We start from the raw sequence: 16,320 nt of genomic DNA on the forward strand, positions 1-16,320 counted from the left end.
GTCGTTTTACTTTTAAAAAAGTGCTTGCTGGTGGGCTTCTTTTTCGCCAGTAAATGGGTTTAATGCTTTGTGATTATAACCAAGGTCCTTACAAAACTGCCTGGCTAATAAAGGTGCTTCTCGGTTATCTGCCGTATGAAAAAACACATAAGGCGTTTTTCCTTCATCAAGCCATTGTTTTACTTTACTCAGCCACGGTTTATAAAAGGGTTTATAGTCGTTTTCTAAGTCAGCTATTACAAAGCGCGCCATGGGCTCTGAGCCAGTAGCTATTGCATGTACCGGTAAGTGGGGCTTTTTTTGCTGTGCATCTATTAGCGCTTCGGTTGTTGGTTTTACCGCAAATAGGGCGCGAGTATCCATCGATATACGATTTATGTTGTTTGCCATTAATAACTGATTAAGCGCTATTTCGGCTTCGCCCTTTTGAAAAAACGCAGTATGACGTACCTCTACACCGTAATTAACCTCTTTTGGTAATAGGCTAATAAATTGTGCGAGTTTGGGTAAGTCACCAGGACCAAATGCTTTAGGTAATTGCAGCATGATTTGCCCGGTTTTTTCTAAAATAGGGGAGAACAAGTTAAGCCAATCAGTGAGCTCGGTTTGAACATTAGTTAGGTGCAGCTCGTGGCTAAAGCGACGATTAAACTTAAACGTAAATTTAAAATCGTCGGGTACGCTGTTTGCCCAGCGCAATACGGTGCTTGGCGCAGGATCAGCGTAAAAGCTGGTATTGCCTTCAACAGAGTTAAAGTGTTGTGCGTATTGACTAAGCATATCGGCGCTTTTACATTGGCTTGAAAATAAATTGCCTTTCCATGCATTACTCGACCACTGCGGGCATCCAATATATAACATACAAACTAGCGCCTTATTATAAAGTGGCAATAGTGTAGCAAATAACAAAACAAGCTGCTGTAAATTCAGGGGCAAAAGCGGCACACGCCCTAGCATCTTGATGTTAGTTGAGTATAATGCAGGGCTTAATTTGATTATTTTTAGATTGCTAGCGGCTTTATTTGTATTGTGGTGACCTGTTTTTTAAATCACACGCCTTAAAACAAATAAATATAACCGTTTAAGCCTTTTATCTGACAGGAAAACTATGCGCTCTATATATTGCGGACAGCTAAATAAAACTCACATAGATCAAGAAGTTGAACTATGTGGCTGGATCAACAAACGACGTGACCTTGGTGGACTTATCTTTGTCGATTTACGCGATAGAGAAGGTTTAGTACAAGTTGTATTCGACTCTGACATTGAAGAGTTAATGAGTTCAGCTAACACACTTCGCCAAGAATTTTGTGTTCAGCTAAAAGGTACTGTACGTGCACGCCCTGAAAGCCAAGTAAATAAAGATATGGCAACAGGTGAAATTGAAGTTTTAGGTACTGAGCTTACAATTATTAACCGCTCTGAACCGCTACCACTTGATTTTAACCAAGTAAACTCAGAAGAGCGTCGTTTAAAATACCGTTACTTAGACCTACGTCGTCTAGAAATGAGTGACCGTATTAAATTACGTGCTAAAGCAAGCAGCTTTGTTCGTCGCTTTTTAGATGAAAATGGCTTTTTAGACATCGAAACACCTGTACTTACTAAAGCAACGCCAGAAGGCGCACGCGATTACTTAGTGCCAAGCCGCGTTCATAAAGGTAGTTTTTACGCTTTACCACAGTCTCCACAGTTATTTAAGCAATTGTTGATGATGTCGGGTTTTGACCGTTACTACCAAATTGTTAAATGTTTCCGTGATGAAGATTTACGTGCCGATCGTCAACCAGAATTTACCCAAATAGATATAGAAACCTCGTTCATGAGCTCTGATCAAGTACGTGGTATGACTGAAAAAATGATCCGCGAGATGTGGCAAACATTGTTAAACGTTGATTTAGGCGATTTTCCAATCATGCCTTACAGCGAGGCAATGAGCCTTTACGGTTCTGATAAACCAGATTTGCGTAACCCAATGAAATTGGTTGATGTTGCAGATTTAGTTAAAGACGTAGAGTTTAATGTTTTCTCAGGTCCGGCTAACGACGAAAAAGGTCGCGTTGCTGTGTTAACTGTACCGGGTGGCGCTAAGCTTTCTCGTAAACAACTTGACGATTACACTAAGTTTATTGGTATTTACGGCGCTAAAGGTATGGCGTGGATGAAAGTAAATGACCACACTGCAGGCGCTGAAGGTGTTCAATCACCAGTGGCTAAGTTTTTAAGCGAAGACGTAATTACTAAATTACTTGAGCGTACTAATGCACAGTCTGGCGATATCATTTTATTTGGTGCCGATAAGCGCAACACAGTAAATGAAGCAATGGGCGCACTGCGCGTTAAGATTGGTGTTGACTTAGAAATCACTAACCTTAATAGTTGGGCACCACTTTGGGTTGTAGACTTCCCAATGTTTGAAGAAGATGACGAAGGCACATTACATGCTGTGCATCATCCATTCACTGCACCAAAAGATATTACTGCAAGTGAGCTTGAAGCAAACCCTGCTGCGGCTATTTCAGATGCCTACGACATGGTATTGAACGGCTACGAAGTGGGTGGCGGTTCGGTACGTATTCATAATGCAGATATGCAAGAAACTGCATTTAGAATTTTAGGTATTAACGAGCAAGAGCAACAAGACAAGTTTGGTTTTTTACTTGATGCACTTAAATACGGCACACCACCGCATGCTGGTTTAGCATTTGGTCTTGACCGTTTAGCAATGCTTTTATGTGGTACCGATAACATTCGTGACGTTATTGCTTTCCCTAAAACAACACAAGCGTCGTGTTTATTAACCAACGCGCCAAGCAAACCTAACCTTGACTCGTTAGCTGAACTTGCAATAAGTGTTGTAGAAAAAGCGATACCTAACGAAGAGTAATCTTGTTTCGCTTTTTTGAGCTAAATTTAAAAACCCTCAAGTTATATGCTTGAGGGTTTTTTTATGGTTAAATTTATAGCAGAGTGTGTTTTAAACGAACAGATGAAAAGGAATTATTATGTCGATCAATGCAACCTTATTTGGTGAGTTTTTAGTTTTTATTATTGTGCTGTGTATTCCTATTTTTGCTGTAATTAGCTACAAAATAGGTAAGCGTAAAAGTACTATGCCGGGTGTTTTAGCTTTTGTGGGTGGCTGTTTAGCGCTATTTCCACTATTTGCTTTGATTTTTATTGCAGTGCTTGCGCTTAAAAAAGATTTACCTCAAAGTAATGGCTACACGGGTTAAATTTAATAGGTGAATTGTGTTGTTAAGTAACAATAACCAGTATTTTGATGAGCAATTTAATGCTTTGCAGTACGCAGAGCAGCTAACTGAAAACTCTGAGTTTGAAGAGTGTATATTTATCGATTGCGACTTTTCAGACGGGCAGTTTAAACATTGCCGATTTATAGAATGTAGTTTTAAAAACTGTAATTTATCGTCACTTAAATGGAACTACAGTTCGCTTGAAAATGTAAGTTTTAGCCACTGTAAATTAAATAGTTTGCAATGGGCTGATGTAGATTGGCCAGCGCTTAGTATTAACGCACCGGTGAGTTTTAATTATTGCGAGCTCAGTAATAGTTCTTTTTTTGAATTAACCCTCAAAGCCCTCAAACTAACACACTGCTTTGCCAAAAATGTTGATTTTAGACACGCTGATTTAAGCGGTAGTGAATTTACAGGAACAGATTTTCGCGATAGTGAGTTTTTTCAAACTAACTTAACAAAATGTGATTTTGTAGGTGCTACAGCGTTTAATATAGATTTGAATAATAATATTTTAACGAATGCTAAGTTTGATCGCTTCGAAGCACTTAATTTGCTTACCAGCCTTAATATAGAACTATGTGATTAATTTAGTTTAATATGATTACATATCTAGAAGCGACAGCTTGGCTGGGCTTCTAGATACTGCGTGACTGCGTAATTAACGGCTTGGGCCATTTTTATTACGTGCACTGGCAAGCTGTCTTGCGATTTCTAATAACGCAGGTGAAATATCTTCAGCGCCATCTTTAATTAGTTTTGTAACGTCACCTGACGAAAACAAACCGTCACGTGGTGATTTAATACCTAACTCACGAACAAAATCCTTCGTTTTACCTGTGCTGCCTGTTTCAATAAACTTAAAAATAATACGTTCATTGTTGTTTTTAGCAGGTGCTTTTAGTGTTTCGATTTCGTCATGTATTGCCGTTAGTTTGTCTTCTAGGATTTCTATACGTTCTTGAATGCTATTGTATGATTTCATTTATTGGATCTTTTACTAAATATATTTAAACAATGGCGGCTATTATCGCATAGTTTGACAATAGAGAATGCAAAGCTATAAAGTAAAAGTTATTTTTAATTAAAAACAATAATTTATATAAGTTTAAATATGCAAAAAATACTTAAAAAGCTTTTTATATTAAGCGCACTAGCTCTAAGTACATCAGTAATAGGCGCAACAAGCTATGCAAACGATGGCGTTATAACTGATCAAAGCCGCGATCGCACTATTCCTATCAATATTACATTACCAAGTAACAATGCTAAGTGTACTGAGCAAGTAAAATGCCCTGTAGCGTTTATTAATGCGGGCTACGGAATTAGCCATAATGAATATACGTTTGTTAGTAATGCGTTTAATCAGCGTGGATATTTAACAGTAGCCGTTGCACACGAACTAAAAAGCGACCCTTACCTTAATCGTGAGCAGCCTTACTTAACCACTCGCATGGAAAACTGGCACCGTGGCGTAGTAACACTTAAGTTTTTAGTTAATGAGCTAGCGAGTAAATACCCAGCGTATGATTTTACAAAGCTCGCCTTATTTGGGCATTCTAATGGCGGGGATATTTCCGCATTATATGGCTCTATTTATCCAAACGAAGTTAGCACTATTATTACGCTCGATCATCGCCGCATGTTGATCCCGCGCAATAAAAGCATTCGCGTACTTACTCTACGGGGTAGTGATTACCCAGCTGATGCGAATGTGTTGTTAAACGATTCAGAGCTGGATGCGTTTCCTGTTACACAAACACTAATAGAAAAATCGCGTCATAACGATATGTACGATGGTGGACCAAAATGGCTGGTGGATAGAATGAGTAAAGAAGTAGGGGCGTTTTTAGATACTAATAAGCTTTAGGAACGAGTAACAATGGAATTATATGAGCAAGTAGGCCGTAAATTTGTAACTGGCATTTATACTTGTGATCTCAAAGGTTCAATTTGGACAGAAGCTTTTAAATTTATATTAAGATCATATGACGAGTTACATATTAAAAAAGATAAAGTTCATCTTATTTGGACTGAGAACGGAGGGCAATTAAGGCGTAAGCTTTCAAATGATAAACTCTTACTCAGTGTCTTAAAGTTGACTCTTCCAAAATACACCGGGAAAGCATTGGTACTATATCGTGGTGAGTGCCAATTTTTATATGATCAAAATAAGATTGGTTTCTGTTGGACTCCTTTGCAAAGTGTTGCAGAGATGTTTGGTAGTGGTCTAAACGCAATTGAATCAGGAGGTGTTCTCTTAAAAGCTTATGCCCCAGAGTCCGCAATTCTCTCATCACCGAATAAGCACAGTACTGAGCAGATGGAAGAATTTGAGTATACGTGTGATCCTACAGCTTTGGTTAATATTGAAGCTATACAATTTTTTAATAAATTTTAATCAATCTTATATTTAAAAGCACAGCGCAGTGTTAGCTGCGCTATATTAATTTTATGGTAGTTACTCTACCAGTTCACTTACAATAACCGGGTTGTTATGCAGTGTTTTATGTACTGGGCATTTGTCGGCTATTTCGAGTAAACGCTGGCGTTGTGGCTCTGTTAAGTCGCCACGTAAGGTGATTTTACGGGTAATTGCTTCAAGGTTACCTGTTTGCTCACAATCGTCGCAATCTTTGTTGTAATCGCGAGTGTGATCAAGCTCTACTTTTACATGCTCCAGTGGTAAGTTTTTACGTGTAGCGTACATACGCAGTGTCATGGCCGTACAGGCACCAAGCCCTGCTAATAAGTGATGATACGGATCAGGACCTAAATTTTTACCGCCTACTTTTATTGGCTCATCTGCAAGCCAAGTATGATCTTTTGTACTTACGTGCTGAGTAAATACATGGTCTTTTTCTTCAACGAGTACATTGCCACCCGTTAAACTTGCCGTGTATTTAGTTTTGTCGTACTTAACATAACGGTTTGCCCACGTTGCAATTATTTGTGCTGCGTAGTCGGCATCGTTTTTATTTGTTAAAAGGTGATCGGCGTTATCTAGGCTAATAAAGCTTTTAGGATGCTTGGCTGATGCATAAATTTTTTCAGCTTCACTAATATTTACCGTCGCATCAATAGGGGAGTGCATTACTAATAATGCGCGCTTAAGTTTACTTATGTGGCTTTTATCGTACTTGGCTATATCGTCAATAAATTGCTTTTTAATGGTAAATTCACGGCCGGCTAAGTTTACTTTAGCTTCACCTGCTGCGTTAATTTCATCAAGGTGTGCTTCAAAGTTATGCGCTACGTGCTGCGCATCTGACGGTGCACCAATGGTTGTAATAGCCGATACTTCAGGAATATGCTCCGCAGCAGCAAGAACGGCAGCCCCGCCTAAACTGTGGCCAATGAGTAGTTGCGGCGCCGCAAAATGCTCACGTAAATGATTTGCCGCAGATACTAAATCTTGAATGTTTGATGAAAAGTTACTGTTAGCAAAGTCGCCATCGCTATTACCTAAACCGGTAAAGTCGAAACGTAGTACGGCAATGCCTTGTTGTGTTAAAGCTCGGCTAATACGGGTGGCTGCTGCAATGTCTTTACCGCAGGTAAAGCAGTGTGCAAATAGCGCGTAAAACTTAACGTCACCAGAGGGAAGTTCAAGTTGGCCGGCAAGTTCTAAATCGCCGCTTTTAAAAGATACTTTTTGTCGCATGGGGAGCCTTATTTACACAAATAAAATATATTATATTAGTAGACCATATATAAGCACTAAACCTTGCAAATTCAACGTTTTTTTGTAAGTTGATCTTGATCAAGCCAAGTGGCGGTGACTATGCTTTGCGGACATATGTCCTTATGTTTTTGAGGTCATTTGTCTATCCTCGCATAGCGCTATAATGAAGGCTTTGCTACTTTATATAAGTAATTTAGCACTATTAAAAGCAACTCACTTCACACAACCTATTCACTGGAACGTACAATGCAATTACCTACTGTTGATTATAAAGCTCCCGATGCGGCTGCACAATTTGTTGAATCGTTAAGAAATACTGGATTTGGCGTTTTAAAAAACCACCCAATCCCACAGTCTTTAGTTGAGTCTATTTACAAAAATTGGCAAGACTTTTTTAACTCAGAGCAAAAGCACGACTTTTTATTCTCTAAAGACACTCAAGACGGTTACTTTCCGCCTTCAGTATCTGAAGTAGCGAAAGGCTTTACAATAAAAGACATTAAAGAGTACTTCCATGTGTACCCTAAAGGTCGCGTTCCTGCAGAGCTTGAAGCTGATGTACGTGAATACTACCGTTTAGCAAGTGAATTTGCTGGCACGTTATTAAGTTGGGTTCAGGCTGAATCTCCGGCTGATGTACGTGCTAAGTTTTCGATTGATTTAAAAGACATGATTGCAGGCTCTGAGCAAACATTGTTACGTATCCTACATTATCCGCCTATGACGGGTGATGAAGAGCCAGGTGCTATTCGCGCAGCAGCCCATGGCGATATTAACTTATTGACTGTATTACCAGCTTCTAATGAGCCTGGTTTACAAGTTCAAAAAACAGATGGCGGTTGGTTAGACGTGCCATGTGATTTTGGCAGCTTAATTATTAATATCGGCGACATGTTACAAGAAGCGTCGGGCGGGTATTTCCCATCGACAATTCACCGTGTAATTAACCCAACGGGTAAAGCATCTACTAAATCGCGTATTTCACTACCGTTATTTTTACACCCGCATCCAGATGTTGTGCTTTCAGAGCGCTACACGGCAGATAGCTACTTGCAAGAACGCCTGCGTGAGTTAGGTGTTAAGTAACTCTTATACTTAGAGTAATTAAGTATAAATATAAAACGGCTTATGGCCGTTTTTTGCATTTTTAAGCAACTTGAGCACAGGTTTAATTTTATTAAGCTATGCTCAATTGCTCGCAACGTAAATAATGGCATGCATTCTTAGCTACTACAGGTATAATGCGCGCAACTGGCTAACGTAGCCTAATTTAAAAGAGAGTTTATATGAGTTTTGAAGGTTTAGGTTTATCACAGTCTTTGGTTAATGCGGTTTTAGAAAAGGGCTATGAAACGCCAACGCCGATTCAGGCTCAAGCAATTCCTGCAATTATTGAACGCCGTGATGTTATGGCAGCAGCGCAAACAGGTACAGGTAAAACAGCGGGTTTTACATTACCACTTATTGAGCGTTTGTCGTCAGGCCCTAAAGCTAAAAGTAACCACGTACGTGCACTTATTTTAACGCCTACACGTGAGCTTGCTTTGCAAGTAAGCGAAAACGTTGAAGAGTACGCTAAGCATTCGGATGTGAGCTCATTTGTAGTTTACGGTGGCGTTAAAATTAACCCACAAATGCAGCGTCTTCGTAAAGGTGTTGATATTTTAGTAGCAACGCCGGGTCGTTTAATCGACTTACATAATCAAAATGCAGTTAAATTTGATAGCGTTGAAGTGCTTGTACTCGATGAAGCTGACCGCATGTTAGACATGGGCTTTATTCACGACATTAAACGCTTAATTGCTAAAATGCCTGCTAAACGTCAAAACTTGATGTTTTCGGCTACATTTTCAGATGAAATTCGTGCATTAGCAAAAGGGTTAATTAATGACCCAGTTGAAATTTCAGTTGCTGCAAAAAATACCACTGCAAAAAGTGTTACTCAGTGTGTTTACGCGGTAGATAAAACACGTAAAACAGCATTGCTAAGCCACTTGATTCGCACTAACGATTGGCAACAAGTATTAGTGTTTAGCCGTACAAAGCACGGTGCTAACCGCTTAGTTAAACAACTAGAGCGCGATGACATTGTAGGCGCGGCTATCCATGGTAATAAATCACAAGGCGCACGTGTTAAAGCACTTGATGGTTTTAAAAGTGGTGAAGTACGCGTACTAGTAGCAACAGACATTGTTGCACGTGGTTTAGACATTGTTGAATTACCGCATGTTGTTAACTACGACTTACCAAATGTATATGAAGATTACGTTCACCGTATTGGCCGTACAGGCCGTGCCGGTGCGTCGGGTCATGCGATTTCGTTTGTAACAACAGAAGATGCTGTTGATTTATACGGTATTGAGCGCTTTATTGGTGAGCTTATCCCACGTGCTGAAGAAGATGGTTTTGAGCCTATTAACCCAGTAGCAGAGCGCGCATTAGATGCTCGCCCACTGCCGTCTAAAAAGCCTAAGAAAAAGCAGCCTTTTAATAAGCCTAAATCTGATAGCAGCAAGCCTAACAGTAAAAAGCCGAACAATGGTGGTAATGGTACCGGCCCTCGTCGTGGTGGTTCTAAAAAGCCAGCAGCTAAAACAGATGATAATGCGCAAAACCCATGGGCAAAGCGTGAATCTGTTGGCGGTAGTGGCCAACGCCGTCGTCGCACAAATAACGATTAATGATCATATTGGCGTTTAATTAATTTAGAACTTGGTTAAAGGCTGATACAAAAAACGCGCTCTCTTCTTTTGAATAAATAGAAGCAGCGCGTTTTTTATTGCCTGTAATTTGTACTTACTGTATTGCCTACCTGATTAAATAGTTAATACCCAAGCCGAAAAATAAAGTAACACTTACGCTAAGTAGTGTGCCGAGCATAACGTACTCGGTAAGTTTTTTATCTTTGCTTGCGCTTAAATCGCCAAACCTAAATACCGACTTTGCCGCAAGTAAAAAGCCAAGCCCTGCAAATTGGTCAAGCAATATAAAGCTCAGCATAAGTACGCGCTCAAGCATACCTATGCTTTGCCCTGCAAGTGGTAAGCTACCAGTACTTGAAAAGTTACTTGTTAAACGCTCTAACATCATTCTTATAAATACGGCGCTAGGACTTAAAATAATTAAATAACCGCATACCACCCACAGTATTTTGGGATCAGTGAGCATATTATTAATTGCTGTCATAAAGCTATTGTTATCAGTTAGCCAAATACTGAGCGCAATAATAACGAGTATGTGCGCTATTTGATCAAGTAAAAAAGGCACCACGCCTTTATTAGAATACGATTTAGCTATATCAATAAAGTAATGGCTCAACATAATGCTCGCCGTGGCAATTAAAACACTGCTTAGTTGTTGCCACCCGAATGTGTATTCCCACACGGTAATAATGAGTGCACTTGTTACACCATGCACAAGTACATGAAAATAAAGCTTACTGGCTTTAAAGTGACGGGTGTTTCTGTCGTTTACCCAACTCATAGGTTGCCAGTAAAAATCAGCGAGTAAGTGGCCAATAATAAGCGCTACCAGTAAAAGTGAAAACTCCATTATTCACCTCCTTTAATTATATTTTTTATAACGTGTTGTGTGTGCTTAATAAAGCGTTCTATAAGTTGGTAGTGCGCTAAATTTAGTAGTTTTGTTACATTTTCGCGACTTGTTTTAAGCTCTTTAGCCAGTGCCGCGTGGCTGTTGTCTGATGATGTTAAATAGACATACAGGGCATTTGCTTGTTTTTGTGTGATTTTAGTGAGTAATACGTCGGCAAAGGCTAAATTAAGATTTAAGCTTTCATCAAGCTGCTGCTCATTAATATTAAAAACAAAGCGTTGATTACCTATTTTATCAAGGCCTTGCCCCGAAAGGGTAAAAGCAGAACCGATTGCTGTTTTTATATCGCTGCGTGGGTTATCTATTTGCCCAAGTGCCAAGCTTTGTCGTAGTTCATAACCTGACGATTTAAGGTGTAAATATACAAGTATGGCATTTTTAAAAAGAAGCTCAGGATTATTAACTTGTAACTGAAAGGCATCGCCTCGGTATATATTCCAAAGTGTTTGCTCCCCCGAAATGTTTCGCAAACTTTGCTCTAGTTGATAAAGCATGGCATCGTATTGCTGCTTAGGGATTGTTTGCGATTTAATAATATCGCCGCTGATCACACCAATCATAAAAATCTCAAAATGGTTACTTTTTAATATGTAACCAATATTGGTTACATAAGGGTATGTAACTAATTTAGGTTACTTAAATATAAATTGCAAGGTACACTTATTTTATAACGTTACTTTTATTGCTATTAATCCTCACTAGGACACTAAATGACTTTACAAAACGAGCAGCAAAGCACGAAACCACGCGTAGGTATTTTTGTTGATGTGCAAAATATTTATTACACGTGCCGCGAGAGTTACGGAAAAAACTTTGACTACAATGCGTTTTGGCGGGTAATGCAGGCGCAATACAATATTGAGTGTGCTTTTGCGTACGCTATTTATCGAGGTGATGAAAAGCAAAATCAGTTTCAAAATATTTTGCGTGCGATTGGTTTTGACGTAAAGCTAAAGCCATTTATTCAACGCCGTGATGGAAGTGCTAAAGGCGATTGGGATGTAGGTATAACAATAGACATGTTAGAGCAGGGTAAAAGCCTTGATAAGGTTATTTTGCTCTCTGGCGATGGTGACTTTGCTTTGTTACTTGGGCATTTAAAAAATCAATATAATGTACCGTGCGATGTATACGGTGCTGACCGGTTAACCGCTGAGGTATTAAAACAAAGCGCAGAGCAATTTCATTTAATTGATAATACTTTGCTACTTTAACAGTAAAAAATAGTTAAAAAAGTGCAAGCTAAGTGCCTGCAACATGAGAGATTTTAATACAAAGCCGTAATAGATGAATTAAGCCTTGTATAGGCTTTTTTTATTACTGTAATCAATTGGGTTTGCTAAATGATTATGGTAATTTTAAAGCATAACGAGTTACCAAGGACTTACATGCTTCATTATAGCAACATGCCACTAGATAGAGGCTCAAATTTTCGTAAAGACCCATCGTGGCTTAAAGCGCAAATGTCGGCGCAAAGTAAATGGGTTTTAGTTAAAAATAATCAAACCCTATTTATTAAAGATACCCCTAAAGTAAGCTATTTAACGTATCAACAAGTGGCGCATTTAGATTTAACGAGTGCTATTTTTGTTGGTTTAAATAATGCTAAACATGGTGTGTTTGCATTGGATGTATCTGATCTGGATGAAAGCGTACTTACGCCTTTAATAGAGGGCGCTCAGTTTTTTGATATTCGCCAATATGGGCCTCAAGTAACCATTAAATATGCCTCAATAGCCGCCCTTGCGAGAGGGTTATGTTATTGGCATGCCACGCACCGTTTTTGTGGGCGCTGCGGTAGTAAAAACCGTTCAGTGGAAGCCGGGCACTCTAGAGTGTGTGAAAACGAAAACTGTAAGCATCCTACATTCCCGCGCACCGATCCTGCGGTAATTATGGTGGTTACTAAAGTCTTTGCTGACGGAGTAGAACGCTGTTTATTAGGTCGCCAAGCCGCGTGGCCTATTGGTATGTATTCGTCGCTTGCTGGATTTGTAGACCCAGGGGAGACACTGGAACAAGCTGTTGCGCGTGAAGTTAAAGAAGAAGCAGGTATAGAGGTTGATAACGTACGTTATGTTGCATCTCAGCCATGGCCGTTCCCATCGTCCATTATGCTTGGTTTTTTTGCAGAGGCGACATCTGAGGAAATTAACGTAGATAAAGAAGAGCTAGACGATGCAAAATGGTTTAGTCGTGAAGACTTAGAGCAATTTGGTAATTGGCACGAAGAAGGGGAGCATTTAAAGCTGCCTAGAACCGACTCTATTTCTCGTTATTTAATTGAGCATTGGCGCACAAACCCTTAAGGATTAACAATGTCGAGTAAAAGTAATAAAAACACTCAGCTGGTATCATCAGGGCGCAAAAAAGCCTATACACATGGCGTAGTAAATCCCGTTGTACAGCGTGCATCTACCATTGTATTTGATACTGTAGCAGATTTAAAAGAAGCTGCTAAAACCCGTGGCGATAAAACGTTATTTTATGGGCGCCGGGGCACAACAACACACTTTGCACTACAAGAAGCGATTACAGAACTTGAAGGCGGCGAAGGCTGTGCACTATACCCTTGTGGCGCAGCGGCGATTAGCCAAGTATTTTTATCGTTTTTAAAAACCGGTGATCATATTTTAATGGTTGATAACGTGTACGAACCAACTCGCGATTTTTGCGATAAAATTTTAGTGGGGCTGGGCATTACAACAACCTACTACCCGCCAACCATTGGCGCAGGTATTAAAGACTACATTCAGCCAAATACCAAAGTATTGTTTTTAGAATCCCCAGGTTCTATTACGATGGAAGTGCAAGATGTGCCTGCTATGGTAAAAGTAGCCAATGAGCATAGCGTAATGACCATACTTGATAATACCTACGGCAACGGTTTGCATTATCGTCCGCTAGAGCACGGTGTTGATATTAGTATTCAGGCTGCAACGAAGTATATTGTCGGCCATTCAGACGTGATGATGGGTGTGGCTGTTGCTAATAAAAAGTACTGGCCAACCTTGCGCGAAAACTCGTACTTACTAGGGCAATGTACCAGTGCCGATGATGCGTATTTAGCGCTTAGAGGCCTTCGTACAATGGGTGTGCGTTTAAATCAACATGAAAAAGCAGCAATAGAAGTAGCTAAATGGCTTGAACAACATGAGCTTGTTGATCATATTCGCCACCCTGCATTTGAAACCTGCCCAGGGCATGAGTTTTTTAAACGTGACTTTGATGGCAGTAATGGGTTGTTTTCATTTGTGATGAAAACTGGTAATCAAAAAGCGATTGATGCATTTTTAGATAGCCTTGAGCATATTAAAATGGGCTTTTCGTGGGGCGGTTTTGAAAGTTTAGTAACCGCTAATTTAACTATGAAAGGGCTGCGTTCAAATACAGGTTGGGATTTAGGCCCGGTTATTCGCTTGCATATTGGTCTTGAAGATGTTGAAGATTTAATTAGCGATTTAAGCCAAGCACTTGAGGTTTATAAGCAGCATTTATAATTTATATCGCAATTTATGCTGTTACATTTAAATGTATTGTTACAAAGCTCACCATAGGTGGGCTTTTTTTTGCTGGTAATTCAAGGTGTTTACACTTAGTGTGGATAAATACACAGAAAATAAAAAGTCATTAAGGATAGTCAATGGCAACACCATTACCGATAAACGTAGGGCGATTAACGCAAATAGCGGGATTTGAGCTTGTACGTATGTTTTTAACTAAACGTGGACTTATTGCATTAGCTGCCTTTGCATTGGTGTGGCTAATAATACTGCGCTACCCAATAGGACAAGCAGTAGGCATTGTAAGTGCGCCCGATTTTGAGCAAATAGCCCGTGATATATCAGGTTCTATTGGTTTAAGTAAGTTATTAGATTGGCCTGAGGCCGAATTTGCTATGTACTGGTTAATAGCCCTGTATAGCTTTCCCGTTTTTGGTTTATTTATTTGTAGCGATCAAACAGTAGGCGACAGAGAGCGCGGCACACTGAGGTTTTTATCACTGCGCTCCACTCGCTTTGAAATACTGTTTGGCCGTTTTTTAGGGCAGCTAGCAGTATTAGCCTGCTTAGTGGGCATTACTCTTGTGGCTACGCTCGCTGTACTAGGGTTTAGAGATCCAAGTTTACTGGCTGGTGGTTTTGCCCGTGCGCTTTCTATATTTTTAATATTAGTGATTACTCTGTGCCCATTTGTAGCACTTATGACGTTAATAAATACCTTTGCTCGCTCATCGCGTTTATCTATTGTATTGGCAATTTTATATTTTGCAGCAGGCGGTATTGTTGTGGGGATATTGCAATGGCAAATACCCGCATTAGGCTTGCTTGATTATTTATTTCCGGGTGTGCAAATAGAGTTATTAGCGGGGCAAAATTTACCATTATTAAGCGCTGTGGCTATTCCCCTTGTGCAAACAGCGGTGTTACTAAGCGTTGCTCAACGTATTTTTGCAAGGAGCTCACTATGAGACCATTAATTACAGCCAGCGGTTTGAGTAAATCGTATGGTGCAAAACTTGCGCTTAATAATGTGGACTTTGAGATTAATAAAGGTGCGCCAGTGGCGCTTGTTGGGCCAAATGGTGCGGGTAAAACCACCTTATTTAGTTTGTTGTGCGGCTATATAGCGCCAAGTAAAGGCAGCCTTGAAATATTAGGGCATAAGCCAGGGAGCGCTGCTTTATTTAATAAAGTAAGTGCATTACCACAAGATGCACAACTTGACCCTCGTTTTAATATAGATAAGCAACTCGCCTTTTATGCAAAACTGCAAGGTATGGGTGCTAAGCAAAGCCAAACTGAGGCGCTACGTGTACTTGACTTGGTTGGCTTAAAAGAAATTGCAAAGCAGCGTGCGGGGGACTTATCGCACGGTATGCGCAAGCGCGTTACGATAGCGCAAGCACTTATTGGCGCGCCACAAATTGTAATGCTTGATGAAGCAACCGCAGGGCTTGATCCGATTCATGCCAGAGAAGTACGTGAGCTAGTATCTGAATTAAGTGAGCAGGCTACATTTATTTTAAGCTCTCACGATTTAACTGAGCTTGAGCGACTATGCTCACAGGTACTTCATTTAGATAAAGGCGTACTAAGCGAGCATCAAACAAAAACAAATAATACCGATAAACACTTTTATACATTAATGCTAAGCGAAGCTTATCAAAATGTTGAGCAACAGCTTCAAGCAATTGCAGGGGTGAGCCGGGTGTATATGAGCCAACATAAAGAATATGTTGTTGAGTATCAGCCAACGAGCGATCCACTTGATATTGCACTACTGAATTTTTGTCATCAGCAACACTGGCAGTACAGGCAGTTAGTTAATGGTCACACATTAGAGAATCAAATATTTAAACAGGAGAAAGTATAATGGGTTTACTTAGCGGACTTATGGGTAATGCAAGCGAAGTTGACGATTCTGATTTAGAGAAAATCCTCGCCAATACATTAATTGACGGCGAGCAAGTAGAAAAAGCATATAAAGTAGTACGTGATATGTTTATTTTTACTAATAAGCGCTTAATCTTAATTGATAAGCAAGGTATGACCGGCTCTAAAATGGAAATGGTGAGTATTGCTTACTCTAAAATTACCAAGTTTAGTAAAGAAAGTGCAGGCCATTTTGACTTAGATGCCGAGCTAAAAATATGGGTTGGCTCAGATCCAACACCAATTAGTAAAGAGTTTAAGTCTGGCGATAATATTAACGATGTTTATCGTATTATTAGCCAACACGCGCTTTAAGCTGCGGTAC

The 16,320-nt window shown here is 39.8% G+C and carries 18 protein-coding genes; 13 read left to right on the forward strand and 5 right to left on the reverse strand.

From position 1 onward, the window contains the following. Positions 1-12: 12 nt before the first annotated feature. Positions 13-861, reverse strand: a complete 849-nt coding sequence (locus I6F47_RS16360; RefSeq protein WP_165722926.1) for a DUF72 domain-containing protein — start codon at positions 859-861, stop codon at positions 13-15. 247 nt (positions 862-1,108) lie between these two features. Here I6F47_RS16360 and aspS point away from each other — a divergent pair, with 247 nt between their 5' ends. From aspS to I6F47_RS16375, 3 genes are all read left to right on the forward strand, one after another. Continuing rightward, the gene (gene aspS / locus I6F47_RS16365) at positions 1,109-2,887 is read left to right on the forward strand and encodes an aspartate--tRNA ligase (RefSeq protein ID WP_165722925.1); all 1,779 of its coding nucleotides are present in this window, start codon (positions 1,109-1,111) and stop codon (positions 2,885-2,887) included. Between the two features lie 118 nt (positions 2,888-3,005). After that, positions 3,006-3,236: a hypothetical protein gene (locus tag I6F47_RS16370; RefSeq protein ID WP_197184200.1), complete on the forward strand. Its 231-nt coding sequence runs from the start codon at positions 3,006-3,008 to the stop codon at positions 3,234-3,236. Positions 3,237-3,252: 16 nt separating this feature from the next. Continuing rightward, positions 3,253-3,849, forward strand: coding sequence for a pentapeptide repeat-containing protein (locus tag I6F47_RS16375; RefSeq protein WP_197102628.1), 597 nt, complete (start codon positions 3,253-3,255; stop codon positions 3,847-3,849). Positions 3,850-3,921: 72 nt separating this feature from the next. Here the strand turns inward: I6F47_RS16375 and I6F47_RS16380 are convergent, their stop codons facing one another. Next, entirely contained in the window at positions 3,922-4,245 is a 324-nt protein-coding gene (locus tag I6F47_RS16380) for a hypothetical protein (protein WP_010555318.1), read from the reverse strand. A 129-nt stretch (positions 4,246-4,374) separates the two neighbouring features. Here I6F47_RS16380 and I6F47_RS16385 point away from each other — a divergent pair, with 129 nt between their 5' ends. Both I6F47_RS16385 and I6F47_RS16390 read left to right on the forward strand, forming a co-directional pair. After that, the gene (locus I6F47_RS16385) at positions 4,375-5,130 is read left to right on the forward strand and encodes an alpha/beta hydrolase (protein WP_197184201.1); all 756 of its coding nucleotides are present in this window, start codon (positions 4,375-4,377) and stop codon (positions 5,128-5,130) included. Between the two features lie 12 nt (positions 5,131-5,142). Then, positions 5,143-5,661 (forward strand): hypothetical protein, encoded by a 519-nt coding sequence (locus I6F47_RS16390; protein ID WP_197184202.1) that lies wholly within the window; start codon positions 5,143-5,145, stop codon positions 5,659-5,661. 60 nt (positions 5,662-5,721) lie between these two features. On the opposite strand, the gene I6F47_RS16395 is transcribed toward I6F47_RS16390, so the two are convergent. Beyond that, positions 5,722-6,924, reverse strand: a complete 1,203-nt coding sequence (locus I6F47_RS16395) for a bifunctional alpha/beta hydrolase/OsmC family protein (RefSeq protein WP_007586983.1) — start codon at positions 6,922-6,924, stop codon at positions 5,722-5,724. Between the two features lie 267 nt (positions 6,925-7,191). Here I6F47_RS16395 and I6F47_RS16400 point away from each other — a divergent pair, with 267 nt between their 5' ends. Together I6F47_RS16400 and I6F47_RS16405 are read left to right on the forward strand one after the other, a co-directional pair. Then, complete coding sequence (locus I6F47_RS16400; RefSeq protein ID WP_007586986.1) at positions 7,192-8,031, forward strand: isopenicillin N synthase family dioxygenase; 840 nt, start codon at positions 7,192-7,194, stop codon at positions 8,029-8,031. A gap of 200 nt (positions 8,032-8,231) precedes the next feature. Continuing rightward, positions 8,232-9,626, forward strand: coding sequence for a DEAD/DEAH box helicase (locus I6F47_RS16405; protein ID WP_007586988.1), 1,395 nt, complete (start codon positions 8,232-8,234; stop codon positions 9,624-9,626). A gap of 127 nt (positions 9,627-9,753) precedes the next feature. Here the strand turns inward: I6F47_RS16405 and I6F47_RS16410 are convergent, their stop codons facing one another. Continuing rightward, on the reverse strand, positions 9,754-10,497 hold the full coding sequence (locus I6F47_RS16410; RefSeq protein ID WP_197184203.1) for a DUF3307 domain-containing protein: 744 nt from the start codon (positions 10,495-10,497) through the stop codon (positions 9,754-9,756). Further along, positions 10,497-11,120: a hypothetical protein gene (locus I6F47_RS16415; protein ID WP_197184204.1), complete on the reverse strand. Its 624-nt coding sequence runs from the start codon at positions 11,118-11,120 to the stop codon at positions 10,497-10,499. Before I6F47_RS16415 ends, I6F47_RS16410 begins: the two co-directional genes overlap by 1 nt. 150 nt (positions 11,121-11,270) lie before the next feature. Here I6F47_RS16415 and I6F47_RS16420 point away from each other — a divergent pair, with 150 nt between their 5' ends. The 6 genes from I6F47_RS16420 (at position 11,271) to I6F47_RS16445 (ending at position 16,310) form a co-directional block, all read left to right on the forward strand. Continuing rightward, positions 11,271-11,774, forward strand: a complete 504-nt coding sequence (locus I6F47_RS16420; RefSeq protein WP_007586991.1) for a LabA-like NYN domain-containing protein — start codon at positions 11,271-11,273, stop codon at positions 11,772-11,774. Between the two features lie 174 nt (positions 11,775-11,948). Then, positions 11,949-12,869 (forward strand): NAD(+) diphosphatase, encoded by a 921-nt coding sequence (gene nudC, locus I6F47_RS16425; RefSeq protein ID WP_165722920.1) that lies wholly within the window; start codon positions 11,949-11,951, stop codon positions 12,867-12,869. A gap of 9 nt (positions 12,870-12,878) precedes the next feature. Then, positions 12,879-14,060, forward strand: a complete 1,182-nt coding sequence (locus tag I6F47_RS16430; protein WP_024608065.1) for a cystathionine beta-lyase — start codon at positions 12,879-12,881, stop codon at positions 14,058-14,060. A gap of 143 nt (positions 14,061-14,203) precedes the next feature. Beyond that, positions 14,204-15,031, forward strand: coding sequence for an ABC transporter permease (locus I6F47_RS16435; RefSeq protein WP_024599820.1), 828 nt, complete (start codon positions 14,204-14,206; stop codon positions 15,029-15,031). Beyond that, on the forward strand, positions 15,028-15,936 hold the full coding sequence (locus I6F47_RS16440) for an ABC transporter ATP-binding protein (RefSeq protein ID WP_007377980.1): 909 nt from the start codon (positions 15,028-15,030) through the stop codon (positions 15,934-15,936). Before I6F47_RS16435 ends, I6F47_RS16440 begins: the two co-directional genes overlap by 4 nt. Next, entirely contained in the window at positions 15,936-16,310 is a 375-nt protein-coding gene (locus I6F47_RS16445) for a PH domain-containing protein (protein WP_007377979.1), read from the forward strand. Before I6F47_RS16440 ends, I6F47_RS16445 begins: the two co-directional genes overlap by 1 nt. The last annotated feature ends 10 nt before the right edge of the window (positions 16,311-16,320 follow it).

The sequence above is a fragment of the Pseudoalteromonas sp. NZS37 genome (assembly GCF_015864265.1).
GTDB classification, from domain to species: Bacteria; Pseudomonadota; Gammaproteobacteria; order Enterobacterales; family Alteromonadaceae; genus Pseudoalteromonas; species Pseudoalteromonas arctica.

Bases quoted from the DNA above. Each gene is read 5' to 3' on its own strand.
- I6F47_RS16360 (WP_165722926.1), bottom strand. From the start codon at position 861: ATGTTATATATTGGATGCCCGCAGTGGTCGAGTAATGCATGGAAAGGC.
- aspS (WP_165722925.1), top strand. From the start codon at position 1,109: ATGCGCTCTATATATTGCGGACAGCTAAATAAAACTCACATAGATCAA.
- I6F47_RS16370 (WP_197184200.1), top strand. From the start codon at position 3,006: ATGTCGATCAATGCAACCTTATTTGGTGAGTTTTTAGTTTTTATTATT.
- I6F47_RS16380 (WP_010555318.1), bottom strand. From the start codon at position 4,245: ATGAAATCATACAATAGCATTCAAGAACGTATAGAAATCCTAGAAGAC.
- I6F47_RS16385 (WP_197184201.1), top strand. From the start codon at position 4,375: ATGCAAAAAATACTTAAAAAGCTTTTTATATTAAGCGCACTAGCTCTA.
- I6F47_RS16390 (WP_197184202.1), top strand. From the start codon at position 5,143: ATGGAATTATATGAGCAAGTAGGCCGTAAATTTGTAACTGGCATTTAT.
- I6F47_RS16395 (WP_007586983.1), bottom strand. From the start codon at position 6,924: ATGCGACAAAAAGTATCTTTTAAAAGCGGCGATTTAGAACTTGCCGGC.
- I6F47_RS16400 (WP_007586986.1), top strand. From the start codon at position 7,192: ATGCAATTACCTACTGTTGATTATAAAGCTCCCGATGCGGCTGCACAA.
- I6F47_RS16405 (WP_007586988.1), top strand. From the start codon at position 8,232: ATGAGTTTTGAAGGTTTAGGTTTATCACAGTCTTTGGTTAATGCGGTT.
- I6F47_RS16410 (WP_197184203.1), bottom strand. From the start codon at position 10,497: ATGGAGTTTTCACTTTTACTGGTAGCGCTTATTATTGGCCACTTACTC.
- I6F47_RS16415 (WP_197184204.1), bottom strand. From the start codon at position 11,120: ATGATTGGTGTGATCAGCGGCGATATTATTAAATCGCAAACAATCCCT.
- I6F47_RS16420 (WP_007586991.1), top strand. From the start codon at position 11,271: ATGACTTTACAAAACGAGCAGCAAAGCACGAAACCACGCGTAGGTATT.
- nudC (WP_165722920.1), top strand. From the start codon at position 11,949: ATGCTTCATTATAGCAACATGCCACTAGATAGAGGCTCAAATTTTCGT.
- I6F47_RS16430 (WP_024608065.1), top strand. From the start codon at position 12,879: ATGTCGAGTAAAAGTAATAAAAACACTCAGCTGGTATCATCAGGGCGC.
- I6F47_RS16435 (WP_024599820.1), top strand. From the start codon at position 14,204: ATGGCAACACCATTACCGATAAACGTAGGGCGATTAACGCAAATAGCG.
- I6F47_RS16440 (WP_007377980.1), top strand. From the start codon at position 15,028: ATGAGACCATTAATTACAGCCAGCGGTTTGAGTAAATCGTATGGTGCA.
- I6F47_RS16445 (WP_007377979.1), top strand. From the start codon at position 15,936: ATGGGTTTACTTAGCGGACTTATGGGTAATGCAAGCGAAGTTGACGAT.